This is a genomic window from Hoyosella rhizosphaerae, from assembly GCF_014643175.1.
Lineage (GTDB): Bacteria > Actinomycetota > Actinomycetes > Mycobacteriales > Mycobacteriaceae > Lolliginicoccus > Lolliginicoccus rhizosphaerae.
Genome location: NZ_BMJH01000002.1, coordinates 629347 through 643084, shown reverse-complemented (window position 1 = coordinate 643084; position 13738 = coordinate 629347). Strand labels below are relative to the sequence as shown.

16 protein-coding genes are annotated in these 13738 nt (G+C 58.3%); 2 read left to right on the top strand and 14 right to left on the bottom strand.

The window, feature by feature from the left end:
- The first annotated feature begins 44 nt into the window (after nucleotides 1-44).
- On the top strand, nucleotides 45-1184 hold the full coding sequence (locus tag IEW73_RS11185; protein WP_188674621.1) for an Mrp/NBP35 family ATP-binding protein: 1140 nt from the start codon (nucleotides 45-47) through the stop codon (nucleotides 1182-1184).
- A gap of 195 nt (nucleotides 1185-1379) precedes the next feature.
- Here IEW73_RS11185 and tatB read toward each other — a convergent pair whose 3' ends face one another.
- The 4 genes from tatB to sigE all read right to left on the bottom strand — a co-directional run bounded on the left by tatB (nucleotide 1380) and on the right by sigE (nucleotide 4678).
- Complete coding sequence (tatB, locus tag IEW73_RS11180; protein ID WP_188674617.1) at nucleotides 1380-1793, bottom strand: Sec-independent protein translocase protein TatB; 414 nt, start codon at nucleotides 1791-1793, stop codon at nucleotides 1380-1382.
- Between the two features lie 39 nt (nucleotides 1794-1832).
- A complete protein-coding gene (locus IEW73_RS11175; RefSeq protein WP_188674615.1) occupies nucleotides 1833-3332 on the bottom strand; it encodes a S1C family serine protease in 1500 nt (499 codons plus the stop codon).
- On the bottom strand, nucleotides 3329-3796 hold the full coding sequence (locus tag IEW73_RS16660) for an anti-sigma factor family protein (protein WP_277395815.1): 468 nt from the start codon (nucleotides 3794-3796) through the stop codon (nucleotides 3329-3331). Before IEW73_RS16660 ends, IEW73_RS11175 begins: the two co-directional genes overlap by 4 nt.
- 153 nt (nucleotides 3797-3949) lie before the next feature.
- Complete coding sequence (gene sigE / locus IEW73_RS11165) at nucleotides 3950-4678, bottom strand: RNA polymerase sigma factor SigE (protein WP_229675936.1); 729 nt, start codon at nucleotides 4676-4678, stop codon at nucleotides 3950-3952.
- A 234-nt stretch (nucleotides 4679-4912) separates the two neighbouring features.
- On the opposite strand from sigE, the gene IEW73_RS11160 reads away from it, so the two are divergent.
- On the top strand, nucleotides 4913-5536 hold the full coding sequence (locus IEW73_RS11160) for an O-methyltransferase (RefSeq protein ID WP_188675143.1): 624 nt from the start codon (nucleotides 4913-4915) through the stop codon (nucleotides 5534-5536).
- 12 nt (nucleotides 5537-5548) lie between these two features.
- Here IEW73_RS11160 and glgC read toward each other — a convergent pair whose 3' ends face one another.
- The 10 genes from glgC to IEW73_RS11110 all read right to left on the bottom strand — a co-directional run bounded on the left by glgC (nucleotide 5549) and on the right by IEW73_RS11110 (nucleotide 13701).
- On the bottom strand, nucleotides 5549-6763 hold the full coding sequence (gene glgC, locus IEW73_RS11155; RefSeq protein ID WP_188674611.1) for a glucose-1-phosphate adenylyltransferase: 1215 nt from the start codon (nucleotides 6761-6763) through the stop codon (nucleotides 5549-5551).
- Between the two features lie 61 nt (nucleotides 6764-6824).
- Nucleotides 6825-7691, bottom strand: coding sequence for a putative RNA methyltransferase (locus tag IEW73_RS11150; RefSeq protein ID WP_188674608.1), 867 nt, complete (start codon nucleotides 7689-7691; stop codon nucleotides 6825-6827).
- A gap of 7 nt (nucleotides 7692-7698) precedes the next feature.
- Complete coding sequence (locus IEW73_RS11145) at nucleotides 7699-9210, bottom strand: leucyl aminopeptidase family protein (protein ID WP_229675934.1); 1512 nt, start codon at nucleotides 9208-9210, stop codon at nucleotides 7699-7701.
- A gap of 128 nt (nucleotides 9211-9338) precedes the next feature.
- Nucleotides 9339-9506 carry a DUF3117 domain-containing protein gene (locus tag IEW73_RS11140; RefSeq protein WP_188674604.1) on the bottom strand — a complete coding sequence of 56 codons (168 nt, stop codon included), beginning with the start codon at nucleotides 9504-9506 and terminating at the stop codon, nucleotides 9339-9341.
- A 215-nt stretch (nucleotides 9507-9721) separates the two neighbouring features.
- Entirely contained in the window at nucleotides 9722-10006 is a 285-nt protein-coding gene (locus IEW73_RS11135) for a DivIVA domain-containing protein (protein WP_188674601.1), read from the bottom strand.
- The gene (locus tag IEW73_RS11130) at nucleotides 10003-10956 is read right to left on the bottom strand and encodes a glucosyl-3-phosphoglycerate synthase (protein WP_188674598.1); all 954 of its coding nucleotides are present in this window, start codon (nucleotides 10954-10956) and stop codon (nucleotides 10003-10005) included. Before IEW73_RS11130 ends, IEW73_RS11135 begins: the two co-directional genes overlap by 4 nt.
- On the bottom strand, nucleotides 10953-11828 hold the full coding sequence (folP, locus tag IEW73_RS11125) for a dihydropteroate synthase (protein ID WP_188674595.1): 876 nt from the start codon (nucleotides 11826-11828) through the stop codon (nucleotides 10953-10955). Before folP ends, IEW73_RS11130 begins: the two co-directional genes overlap by 4 nt.
- A gap of 41 nt (nucleotides 11829-11869) precedes the next feature.
- Entirely contained in the window at nucleotides 11870-12421 is a 552-nt protein-coding gene (locus IEW73_RS11120) for an LOG family protein (RefSeq protein WP_188674592.1), read from the bottom strand.
- A gap of 24 nt (nucleotides 12422-12445) precedes the next feature.
- Nucleotides 12446-13252 carry an LOG family protein gene (locus IEW73_RS11115; protein WP_188674589.1) on the bottom strand — a complete coding sequence of 269 codons (807 nt, stop codon included), beginning with the start codon at nucleotides 13250-13252 and terminating at the stop codon, nucleotides 12446-12448.
- A 17-nt stretch (nucleotides 13253-13269) separates the two neighbouring features.
- Complete coding sequence (locus IEW73_RS11110) at nucleotides 13270-13701, bottom strand: MarR family winged helix-turn-helix transcriptional regulator (RefSeq protein ID WP_188674586.1); 432 nt, start codon at nucleotides 13699-13701, stop codon at nucleotides 13270-13272.
- Nucleotides 13702-13738 lie beyond the last annotated feature (37 nt).

Here is a 13738-nt window from a genome sequence, read left to right as displayed (position 1 = left end):
GTGGGATTAGTCCCCCACTCGACTAGGGCATATGATCATGTGTGATGTCTGCACCAACTGAATCAGCTATCCGCACCGCACTGTCTCGTGTGCAGGATCCTGAAATAAGAAAACCCATCACCGAGCTCGGCATGGTGAAAAGCATCGACGTGTCCGCTGACGGCGACGTCGCTATCACGGTGTACCTCACGGTGTCGTCGTGTCCGATGCGCAGTGAGATCCAGACGAGCGTCTCAACCGCCGCCGCTGATGTCGATGGTGTCCGCAATGTCACCGTCGAGTTGGACGTGATGAGCGACGAGCAGCGCACAGAGCTTCGCAAAAAGCTTCGCGGCGACTCCGGCGAACCTGTCATCCCCTTTGCTCAGCCAGGGTCGATGACCCGTGTTTACGCTGTTGCATCCGGCAAGGGTGGCGTAGGCAAGTCGAGCGTCACCGTTAACCTTGCGGCAGCTCTCGCGGCACGAGGCCTGTCTGTGGGCGTCCTTGACGCAGATATTTACGGGCATTCCATACCTCGTATGCTCGGCACCGATTCGAAACCGACACAGGTTGAGCGGATGATCCTCCCGCCGATTTCGCATGAGGTCAAACTGATCTCCATCGCGCAATTCACGACCGGCAATGTTCCCGTCGTGTGGCGTGGGCCGATGCTGCATCGCGCTCTACAGCAATTCCTCGCGGACGTCTTCTGGGGCGATCTCGACATCCTTCTTCTCGACTTGCCACCAGGCACCGGTGACATCGCAATTTCCGTCGCTCAACTCATCCCCACCGCTGAGATCCTTGTGGTGACAACGCCACAACAGGCAGCCGCTGAGGTCGCTGAGCGTGCGGGTGCGATTGCGTTGCAGACTCGGCAGAAGGTTGCCGGAGTCATTGAGAACATGTCGTGGCTTGAGCTTGCTGACGGCACACGCATGGATGTATTCGGTTCTGGTGGTGGTCAGATTGTTGCGGACCGACTCACCAAGTCCATCGGAGCGTCTGTGCCCCTGCTGGGTCAGATTCCTCTCGACCCGATCATCCGCGAAGGCGGAGACTCGGGAGTTCCAATTGTGCTGTCCCACCCCGATTCGGCGGCAGGAACTGCACTGCGAGAGGTCGCGGACAAACTCGCTGTTCGTCAGCGTGGGCTCGCCGGGATGTCTCTCGGAATTGATACCACCCGGCACCTCAAGTAGCACTCATCGAGCAGATCTGTGCTCGCGTGGTGCTGACCGCTAGTTATTGACGAAGAATGACAGCACGGACAGCACCACGACGAGCGATACGAGGACTGCCCAAATAATGTGTATCCGGTTGTTGCCGTCGCCATTCATGCGGTGCCCCTTCGGTCGTTAAGTGTCAGGTCGCGTCTGAATCAGGTCACGTCTGGATCAGGTCGCATCTGGGTCGATGGGCGGTTTCTCGTCCATGCCAAGCGGCATCCGCTCCGGATTCATCTCCGCCCGGGACGACCCCCCACTGGAGGTCGAACTGCCAGGCTTCCGCTCATCGTCGAAGTTTCCGGTAAGGAATGAATCGTCACCGTCAAGCAGATGCTTTGTTATTGCTGCGCGCGGCGACAAATTGCGCAGTTGCCGCAGCTCCGACAGGGGCTTACGGAAGTCGTCGAGGTCCGTGCCAAATTCCTCGCGCAACTGGTTGCTGGCGCCGCTGACGTAGTCGCGAGCCTGCCGCACTGATTTAGCCATCCATGTGGCGGCCCCGGGTAGTCGTTCGGGACCCAAAATAACTAACGCGGCGACCATGAGGATGAAGATTTCTCCCCAACCGATGTTACTGAACACGCCTATAGCCTACGTTTCTTTTGTGAATCTGCACGATTGTCACGGCAGTATGCGGGGTGTGACTTCAATTTCGACAGACCGGCCTTCTCTGATGACGCGTAAGGTAACCGGTTCATCGGCCCTCAACGCACCCACAGCGACGGTGAGCTCATCGGCGCTGAAGACCTCACGGTCACCGACCTGCACTACAACATCGCCTTCTCTGATACCCGCAGCTTCTGCTGGGCTACCTGCGTTGACGTTCGCGATTTGCGCCCCGGCCACAGCTTCGTTGACCACGGTGCGCGCTGTGACTCCGATACCTGCATGTTCGGCACTGCCCTGGCGAATAAGTTGCTGAATAATCGAAACAACTGTGTCGGAAGGGATTGCGAACCCAAGGCCGATTGATCCGCCTGTGCCTGACTGGATCGCAGTGTTAATTCCGATGATCCGCCCCTGCAGATCAACAAGTGGGCCACCCGAATTACCTGGATTGATTGAAGCGTCAGTTTGGATGGCGTCAATCACGCCATCAGTGTCGGTGCCGGGACCAGACAGCGGCACTGGCCTGTTGAGCGCACTTACGATTCCTCTGGTCACCGTTCGGTCCAATCCGAGTGGTGCACCGATAGCGATGACTTCCTCGCCAACTTGCACCTCGCTGGATTCGCCAAACTCAGCGACTGTGAGGTTGTCTGCAGATGTTCGAAGCACCGCGAGGTCAGTTCGCGTGTCACGGCCGACGATGTTCGCTGAGGCGCGTGTGCCATCGAAAAAGAGGATTTCAATTTCAGCGTCACCAGTTCGGGCACCGAGGGAGACGACGTGATTGTTGGTCACGATGAAACCTTCTTCATCGATCACCACGCCGGATCCTGTTGACGCCTGGTTACCGACGCGGACACGCACGGACACGACCGACGGTGTGACTGCGTTTGCAACCGCGGCCACAGGCCCACGCGGATCCGTATTGTCTGAGGACACTTGTCCGACGGTGACCCGACTGCTCGTCCGAGACTCGTACACTTCTGCCGTAATTCGCCCAATGAGGCCACCTGCCAAACCCACGACCAGGGCGATGACCGTTAGTGTGGCGAGCGCTCGCCGTTCCACTCGTTTACCGAACAAAATCTCACGGGTCGTGAGCTTGCGTAGCGGCTGTTCAGGAGGGGAATCCGGATCTGGCTTCTCTTCGGCGGGCCCACCGAGCGCCACTGTTGACGAGGGATCACGCCAAGGATCAGCCGGTGCGCCTGGTCCCCCACGATGGGGCGTTGGTTTCTCGGGTGACCGTTGAAGCCCCCCGTCGCTGCCGTCAGGTCGACCAAAGGCTTCAGCAAGAATCGGGTCAGGTCGCTGCACCGTGATGTGGCGATCGTCTTCGCCCCGGTCGCTAGCGGCCCGGTGGGTGGCGGGCGAGAATGGTCCGTCCAACCCTGCCGGACGACCAAAAGCTCGCGCAGCATCAGGGCTCACCTGTGGTTTAGAAATCGGTTTGGGTGACAGCCGTGGTGGCGTGTAGTGAGGTTCAGTCGAGTCAGATGCGTGTGGGCTCACTGACGCTTCCGCTGCTTTCGGTGCGGGGAAGGTGAGGCAAGTGGAAACCCGGGGCCATCACAGCGAGCGTCACTGCTGGGGATCTGGGACAACATCGTCAGCAACGACTCTGGTGCTCCCACCGACGACGAGTTTCGTAGCGCTGCACGAGCCTGCATCTGTGCCTGGATTTGGTCACGGCATTCTGGGCAATGTGACAGATGGGTGCTTGCCCGGAGGTAGGGGGTCAGTGGCATTTCACCGTCGACGTAGGCAGCCACAGCTTCGAGCGACAGGTGTTCGGTTGACGGGAATGTTCGTCTAGCCGGACCTGGGGGCAGAAACTGACCAGTTATCACAGTGGAACTCATGTGTGGATTCACGCCGGACCGGCGATGCAACGAACCCAAAGGGAGACCACTCCACATCGCGATTGATGGTATTCGCCAACCAAGCATGCGCCGCGGCATGCTGCCCGATGCCATCACTACACCTCCCCAACAGCTGTCGTTTCCCAATCCCACGCTACGCCAAACACAGCAACTTTGCGCGAAGTCAGTCTACCGGGTGGACCCTCCGTGGTCACTTACCAGCATGTTTGCGCCCCAACAAGCTACCGAATGCTACGTCAGCACAGCCTAGATAAACGTGGGTTCCAAACCAGCCGCGTCCAGCACACCCATGTCTTTCAAGCTTCCACGGAGCGCTTGCCGACCGCGGTGGATACGGCTGCGAACAGTGCCCAGCTTGACTCCAAGGGTTGAAGCGATCTCCTCATACGACAAGCCCTCCACGTCGCAGAGTACGACCGCGGCGCGGTATTCCGGCGCAAGGGTGTCGAGTGCACGCTGCAAATGTGGATCGAGGCGCGCGTCGTGGAAAATCTGCTCGGGATCGGGGGTGTCGGACGGTACGCGGTCATAGTCTTCCGGCAGCGATTCCATCCGGATCCGACTCCGTCGACGCACCATGTCGAGGAACAGGTTTGTTGTGATGCGATGCAGCCAGCCTTCGAAGGTTCCGGGCTGGTAGGACGACAGCGAGCGGAATACACGGATGAATGTTTCTTGCGTTAGGTCTTCCGCGTCGTGTGCGTTGCCTGACAGACGATATGCGAGCCGGTACACCCTATCGGCATGCTCGCGAACAAGTTCATCCCAGCTGGGCATAGGCGCGGCACCGTCGGTTGCATCGAACGCACCCGTGCCTGTCGTCGGCACACCATCTTCCGTGGTGATGCCTAAGTCTGCCGCATTCTTTGCGAATACTTCTGCGGCACTCTCTTCGATATGACGAGAGTTGCTAGCCCCAGAACCCAAAAAGCGCATCAAGTCGTGTGCCGCCTCCCCGTAAAAACTGCCGCTCACTCGCGTTGGACTGCTACTACCACCGGTAACCTCTGTGGCCGACAATTTATTCCAATGCTAGCCGGTGTACTTCTGTGCACTCCTACTGTTACTGATGCGAATGTGCAACGACTATGACCGCGCTGAGCATCTGCTGAGAATGATGCAAATCCATTGAGCGATTTCCGCGTGCCGTACGTTGAAGAGCAGCAACAGGAGGATAACCTCGATGTTGTGCTTGCCAACGCCGACCTGATGCTCTCACATGCCGAATATTCTGTGGTGGAGGATGATGCCGTTCAGGCTGTCCGTGAACAGTCTGACGACTTAGGTGCCCGCGCCATAACGCCCGCGGTTGGTTCCGTGTTGACGTTTCTAGCGAAGACTCTTAACGCTCGGGCAGTCGTCGAAATCGGGACTGGTGCCGGTGTGAGCGGGCTCTACCTGTTGCGGGGCATGGCCAGCGACGGTGTTTTGACAACAATGGATACCGACACCGAGCACTTGCGCGCTGCGCGACGCGCTTTCCGTGACGCCACTATCGCATCGACGCGGACCCGGTTGATCAACGGGCGGGCACTCGACGTCTTGCCACGACTCGCCGATTCTTCATACGACATCGTTTTTGTTGATGGAAACGTCATCGACCAGCCGCAATATGTCAGCGCCAGCGTGCGGCTTCTCCGCCCCGGCGGTGTCTTGATCCTCAATGCCGCAATGCTGGGCGGTCGTGTTGGTGACCCCAGCCAGCAAGACACCGTTGCTATTAGCGCACGGGAAGCAGCTCAGCTCATTCGCGACGATGAGTCACTGACTGAGATTCTCATCCCGCTCGGTGAAGGAATTATCTGCGCTTTGCGTAATGCAGTGAACAGCTAAATTAGTGAGTAGCTAAACCCACACGCCTTTACCTACCGACACAATGCCTTCGGCGCTGATGGCGAAGCGTTCTTGGTCGCGCTCATGATCAACGCCAATCATCGCGCCTTCCCCGACTACGACGTTCTTGTCGAGGATTGCGCGCCGAACGATGGCTCCGCGTCCGATACGCACGCCCGGCATTAATACGCTGCCTTCGACAGTTGCACCGGCACTGACGATGACATTAGAGCTGAGCACTGACTGGCGAACAACAGAGCCGGAGATGACACTTCCTGCGCCGACGACGGACTCTTGCGCGATTCCGCCTTCCACAAATTTTGCGGGTGCCAAGTTTTCCGCAGCGCCACGAATCGGCCACCGCCGGTTGTACAAGTTGAAAACAGGCTGCGGTGACACAAGATCCATGTGCGCATCGTAGAAAGCGTCAATGGTGCCGACATCCCGCCAGTAGCCACGGTCGCGTTCAGTCGCCCCTGGTACATGGTTGTCGTTGAAGTCGTAAACGGCGGCCTCGCCGCGCTTTACGAACATGGGGATGATGTCGCCACCCATGTCATGATCCGAATCGGCGTCAGCGGCATCTTCACGCAATGCTTCGATGAGCGCTTTCGTGGTGAACACATAGTTGCCCATGGATGCAAACGTCATGTCAGGGTCGTCTGGTGTGCCCGGCGGATTCAGTGGCTTCTCGAGGAATCGGGTGATTTTTCCGTCGTCGTCGGCATCAATGCAGCCAAATGCCGTTGCTTCACTGCGCGGAACACGAATACCCGCCACGGTGGCGCTCGCTCCGACTTCGATGTGGTGCGCCACCATCTGTTCCGGATCCATCCGGTACACGTGGTCAGCACCAAACACCACGATGTACTCGGGGTCTTCGTCAAACACGAGGTTTAGGGACTGGAAGATTGCGTCCGCACTCCCGGTGTACCAGCGCGGGCCGAGGCGCTGCTGAGCCGGAACTGGGGTGATGTACTCCCCCGCAAGACCAGACAGGCGCCAGTTTTGGGAGATATGCCGGTCGAGTGAGTGCGATTTGTATTGTGTAAGAACACAGATCTTCAAGTATCCAGCGTTCACGAGGTTGCTGAGCACGAAATCGATGAGCCGGTATGCACCCCCAAATGGCACCGCAGGCTTAGCCCTATCTGCGGTCATTGGGTAGAGACGTTTTCCTTCGCCCCCGGCGAGCACAATCCCTAATACGTGCGGCTGACTCCTCACATCTCTAAACCTATCCTTGACAGCGCACGAGTGCCATTCGAATGCTGATCTGACACCAAGATCATGATGCTGTCACAAACACGCTGATGTCGACTGCGAGCGTAATGTCGAGATTGGCCTCTGAGCCCGCTGCAGCCATGGCATCGCTTATCGCAGTGCGACGTTCGCTAGCGTCGAGGTGGTGCGCGGTCGGCCCCATCGCTAGGAGTAGTTCAGCGTCGTGCAGTGTGAGTGTGAGCCGCTCTTCGACTGCCGTCGTCTCCACTTGCTCAAACTGTGCCTTGAGGGTGTCTGCCAAGCGTTGTTGTTTGCGGCCGTCGACTGTGACGACACCTTCGATCATGGTGAGCTCACGCAGGTGATCGTGGCGGGGTGTCACGATGATCCATTTACCTTGTGGCACGAGAATGCGGGCAGTCTCTGCGACATTCCGAGGTGCAAAGACAGACAGTGCGATATCGACCGTGTTGTCACGAATGGGCAGGCTATCCCAGACGTCTGCGACAACTGCACCTACTCTCGGGTGAGCACGGCTTAAGCGCCGGGCCGCGGGTTTTGAGACATCTAGCCCGATTCCGGTAGCTCCGGGCAGGCTGTCGAGTATTGGGCGAAGATAGTCGCCCGAGCCAGCGCCGATGTCCGCGACAACGGGTGCCGCCACTGAGCTAGATACATGATGTGTGGCGGCGTTCGAAACCGCCTCCTGGATCGGTGCGTAGTGACCACTGGCAAACAGTTCACCGCGCGCGGCAATCATCTCCGCTGTGTCGCCGCTAAATTTGCGGGAACTATGCCGGATTAGCGACACGTATCCCTGTTTCGCGATATCGAACGCATGTCGGGACCCGCACTCTAACGAACTGTCGCGCCGACTAAGCGGTTCAGAACAGTGCGGACATTGCAGGTATTGAACTATGTGATCGATCATCGGTCAGCTACGCCGTGGACGCCAGGGTTTCCACAAGCACGGCGAGTGTGCGGGCGCTGAACCCGGACGCGACGGGGTTCACTTCGTCGTAGGTTTCTTCACTCCGTGCTGGCCCGGCAATATCAAGGTGTGCCCACCTCGCGTTGCGAACAAATTGCTGGAGGAACAGCGCTGCAGTGATGGCACCTGGCCCAGATGGGGCCTGCCGAATGTCGGCGATATCTGACTTGACGGCGTCAGCGTATTCGGAGCTCAATGGAAGTTGCCACCATTGTTCGCCGACAGATGCCCCAGAGCTCTGAATGGTGTGAGCGAGGACGCTGTCGTCGGTGAATATCGCACCTGTTCGCATACCGAGCGCGATCTTCATGGCGCCGGTAAGGGTTGCGACATCAACGATGAGCGTCGGGTCGAGAGTTTCGGTGGCATACGCCAGAGCATCTGCGAGCACCATGCGGCCCTCAGCGTCAGTGTTCGTCACCTCTGAGGTAATACCGCCGTAGTGGGTAACGACATCTCCTGGGCGATAGGCGGAATCCGACAGCATGTTTTCTGCTGACGGAATCAATGCGGTGACGCGAACAGGCAATCCCAGGTCGGCGATCGCGGCCATCGCGCCCACGACAGCAGCCGAACCCGCCATATCTGTTTTCATGAGGTGCATGTTTAGCGCTGGCTTTACCGAAATCCCGCCAGTATCAAAAGTTATGCCTTTGCCGACTAGAACTATGTGCTCGTCAGCGGCCGCTGAGCTCGCGTTTGGTTGCCACGACATTTCGATTAGGCGCGGCGGTTCAGCCGAACCACCACCAACTGCGAGGACGCCACCAAATCCGTGGTCGCGCAACCACTGTTCGTCACGCACAGTTACCGTCAGGCCAGGCTTCATCGAGAGAGCGCCACGAATGTATTCGGCGAGCAACCTCGGTGGTTTGAGGTTGGACGGCAGGTTAGCGAGGTCGCGCGCAAGTACTGTCGCGTTGCCGAGTGCGTTACCGCGGGCAACGGCCTCCTGAAACTCCGCCGATGGACCATCTGCCGCGACGAGAACAACTCTGGGGACGGGTTCGCTTTCGTCGCGGTTGGTTAGGCGAAACTGGTTCGAACCAGCCACCACACCAATAGCGAACGCGGTGGCCTCGTCAGCGGAGAAGCCGATAGGCAAATGCACCACCACTTCCTCGATGGCGAGTGGTTTGCGCAGATCACGGGCCCGTCGAGCTAGGTCAGCGCCCGCTTTCCGCCAACGGCGGTGGCCATTTTCCGCATCGCCTGCGGTCGCGTCATCCACATAAAGCGTCCATGCGGAACCCGCTGGCCCCGATAACACCGCCACAGGGACGGAGTCGTCAGTTGCGCGGACGACAACCGCGACGGACCCCGCCGTTCCGGACGATTCGGCATCGCGTGCGACCCCGGAAGCGCCAACCCCGGACGTGCCGACAACTACTGAACTGACGGGAGTCGGGATTACGGGGGTCGGCATCGCCGCCGGACGGTGAGCCAAGTTCTCAGGCATTGCGCTTCTCCAAAAGAGTGCTCTTCGTAGCAATCAAGCCCTGTGCATGGCGACACCACGGAGTACATGGGCATCGACGCGCACAGGGCTAGTAATGATGATAGAGATTTTCGCCTGCGTCACCAGCGTTACGTTGTCACCTCAGTTAACGCGACACCAAGATCTGCGGCTTCTTGCGGGGTGAGTTCCACCACTAATCGGCCTCCACCTTCAAGCGGAACACGCATCACGATTCCGCGCCCCTCCTTGGTTGCCTCGAGAGGACCGTCACCAGTCCGGGGCTTCATCGCCGCCATCTCTGCTCCCTCCAAAAAATCCTGCGTGCCCCAGCGATTCCAGGGCTGCCGATGCTAGACACTTAGTCTAGTCCGCGCCTCGGCCTGCTTCTCACAGCCCTAGAGTCAGCAGCCAACATTCGAAGCAAGTCGAACCCTATTCTCCCCTGCCGCGGGCAATTACGTGCGGCACGACACCACTTTTGGAGACGAAAGTAAGCGCTCCGCAGTTCGGGCTACATCCGTTCCTGGTCCAATTCCGCCCGAAGCTCGTCAATTTCTTGGGCTAACTTCTCTAGTACCCAATCGACTTCGGCGGCTTTATACCCCCGCAATGTTTGCTGAAACCTTACGTTTCGGACATCCTCGCCACATATGGTGTCAGCCGGAAGGAACGTAGCGGTAGTTCCTGGCGGCAGGGGCGGCAGCGCTTCCCCACGGCCAAAAGCCAAAGCGGACAAAAGAAAAAGCACCGCTGCAATTGCGGCGATCACCACGACATAGAGAAAAACGGTTGTCACGCGCGTTTCCGCCCATCGTCTCGCAGATGCCGGGCAAGGCTCACCAACGGGGGCCTATCTTCAAGTTCCACCGGCGCAGTCACAGGTTGGTACGACACTCCGTCCGGCACATACTGAGTTAGCCCAACGCCAGAATCAGCAATACCAATACGCTGCATCATCGTGGCAATAATCTGACGGCTCATAAAACCGAGGTCGCTCAGAGGGCGGTTGCGGTGCTTGCGCACACCTAAATTCACCTGACCGATGGCGTCAATGCCCCACCGGTGATAGGTGTCGAGAAGAAGTCCAATCTCTACGCCGTAACCCGGCGCGAAGGGGACGTGCGTCAGCAATTCACGGGTGGCAGCGTACTCACCGCCGAGGGGTTGAAATACCGAGGCGAGTTCTGGTCGCAGCGATGTAAGAAGCGGCCGCGCAACCAGTTCTGTCACCCTGCCACCACCGTGGTGATGTTCAGCTTGACCATCGACAAGTGGCCGCCGGTAGTACCCCTTCACCAGATGAATGCCGCTGGTTGTCAGTAGAGGACCAAGCAGTCGGGGAACGAAGTTTTCATCCGGGTTAATCAGGTCAGAATCAATAAAAGCTATGAGATCTCCGCTGCTTGCCGCTACACCACGCCACAGCGCCTCGCCTTTACCCGCGACAGGCGCAAGACCAGGGAGCGCGTCCTCCCTAGTGATGACAGTGGCGCCGGCAGCTCGTGCACGAACACCCGTTTTGTCAGTCGATCCCGAGTCAAGAACTATTAACTCGTCCACCAAAGAACCAAGTAGTGGCGTTATCGTCTGCACCACGCCGGATACAGTGCTTTCTTCATTGAGCGCCGGAAGCACCACCGATACCGTGCGGCCATTTTTCGCGGCAACCAGGTCTGAAATCGACCACATTGGCCGGTTCCAACTATTGGTGCAAATCCACTCGTTACGTAGCGGGGTTATTGTCACGCCAGCCCCCTAACGGTACGTTCCGGCATTCGGTCTCCAGCGATAGCCGCGACCATCTCGACAACTCGTCGAGTTTGAGCAACTTCATGTACGCGGAAAATGCGTGCACCTGACCACGCTGCCACGGCTGTAGCTGCCAAGGTGCCCTCCAATCGTTCGGTAAGTCCAGCATTAAGCGTCTCACCGATAAAATCCTTATTACTGAGCGCCATCAAGACTGGCCATCGAGTTTTCACAAGAACGTCTAGCCGACGCAACAATTCAAGGCCGTGGAATGTATTTTTCCCAAAATCGTGGGTGGGATCGATAATGATTCCGTCGGGACGCACACCCGCCTGTTCGGCTCGTTCCGCGGCGGCTGCCACCTCGTCGAGGACAGCCATGACGACATCGGTGTAGCGGACACGGTGAGGACGGGTGCGCGGTTGCGCCCCTCCAGTGTGGGAACAGACAATTCCCGCACCATGTTCAGCAGCAACTGCCACTAATTCGGGGTCAGCGCCTGCCCAGGTGTCATTGATGAGGTCGGCTCCCACGCCGCATGCTGCTCGCGCTACTTCAGAGCGCCACGTATCGACACTGATGACAATATCTGGGTAGGCGCGTCGAACTTCCTCCACAAAAGGTACGACACGGCGAGTTTCCTCGTCTGCATCAACGACAACACCGGGGCCAGCCTTGACTCCTCCGATGTCGATGATGTCGGCGCCTTCTTGAACCGCGATGTGGACAGCACGCATGGCGTCATCATCACGAAAGTGCGCTCCGCCGTCGTAAAACGAATCGGGTGTTCGGTTCACGATGGCCATGACGAGGGCGCGATCGGTTGCGACGGGTCGTCCACACAGTGTGGCCACCTCAACGGTTGTCATATATCTATCGTGGCACGGTCTAGACGCGTTGGCGGTATCGCTCACCCCGCGCAGTGTTCGAGCGCCTGACGTACAGAGGGTGTGCGCAGCACTTGATCAAGCGCATGGCGGCTGACAAATCCGTTGGGCACCATCGATTCCAGCCATTCGAAAAAGCCGTCGTAGTGGCCGACGGGGTCGAGAATGACAATCGGCTTTTCGTGCATGCCCAAGTATCGCGCTGTCCAGGCCTCGGTGAACTCTTCAAGCGTTCCGATGCCACCGGGGAGGATGAGGAAGGCATCAGCCCGTGCTTCCATGTGCTTTTTTCGTTGTCGCATAGTGTCGGTCACAATCAGCTCGTCGGCATCAGTGTCCGCCACTTCGCGATGGACTAGGGCTTTTGGGATGACGCCCACTGTCCAAGCTCCAGCTTCGCGTGCCGCTCGTGCGACCGCGCCCATCATGGACACATTGCCGCCCCCGGAAACGAGCCCCCAGCCACGGTCGCCGAGGGCTTCACCTACCTCCGCCGCTAATTCGAGATAGTTGTCTGGAACTGGTCCGGATGCGCAGTAGACCGCCACCATCGGCTGTCCGTTCGGGCTTGCCATTGAACGTGAATCCTCGCAGTCGTCTTATTGTCGCGGCGTGCTTAACGCCTCGTAGATTGAGTCTTGGGCTTCGTTGATAATTCGGATGACCTCGTCAACGCTGTCAGTGACATGAATCAGCGAAAGGTCAGCTGGCGAGATTGTGCCATTTTCGACTAGTTGATCTCTTATCCATTGGATGAGCCCGGCCCAGAAGCTGCTGCCGAAGAGAATAATCGGAAACCTGGTCACTTTGCCCGTCTGGACTAACGTGAGGGACTCGAACATTTCGTCCAGAGTTCCGAAGCCGCCCGGCAAGCATATGAAGGCCTGGGAGTATTTGAGGAACATCGTTTTGCGGACAAAGAAATACCGAAAGTTGACGCCAAGATCAACCCAGTCGTTTAAACCGCTTTCGAATGGCAATTCGATGCCTAAACCGATGGAAAACCCATCGGCCTCGCTTGCCCCTCTATTGGCAGCTTCCATAACTCCCGGTCCACCACCGGTGATGACGGCATAACCAGCGTTAACGAGGGCTTCACCTATTTGGCGTGCAGATTCATAATGCTGCGATCCGGGAGTTGTGCGGGCAGATCCAAACACTGATACTGCGCGGGGCACTTCAGACAATGCACCAAAACCTTCGACGAACTCCGACTGGATGCGGAGCACCCGCCACGGGTCGGTGTGCGCCCAGTCGCTGGGGCCACGGCTGTCGAGGAGTCGTTGGTCGGTGGTGGTGTCGTCACAGTTGCGTGCGCGCCTGAGACGCACGGCGCCTCGCTGTTGATCCCATGTTCGGGTCGGTTGCTTATCTGGCTGAGACTGCGGGGTCTTTTCTGGCGCCATGCGGCGAGACTATCGCACTAGCTCGTCGCGGGAGTTTCGAGGTGGTTGATGAGGGCAAGTAGCAACCTACGAAGCTCTTCATGTTCGGGTAAACCAGCGAGAAGGCGCGAATCTTGCTGTTCCCGTTCAACAATTTCGATGTAGAGCCTTTTCCCTTCTTCCGTGGCACGCACTCGCATGCGTCGCCCGTCTTCAGGATCGGTCTCCCGCGCTACATACCCCTGACGAGCGAGGCCGTCGAGCGTGCGGCTCATCGTTTGGTCGGTCACGCGGCATTGCTGTGCAATTTCGCGTTGATATTGCGGTGTGTCGGTGATGCAGTGCAGCGCCACTAACCCTGCATGGGTCAGCCCATGTTCGGCAAGAATTGCCTCCCACGTATGTTCGAGCCTCCTCGCAGCAACCGAAAGCAGCCTTCCCGTCGGCCATTGTGTGAGGTCATCGTCCATGTACACCGTTGCCCTTGCGAATTGTTCAGCGTGCTGA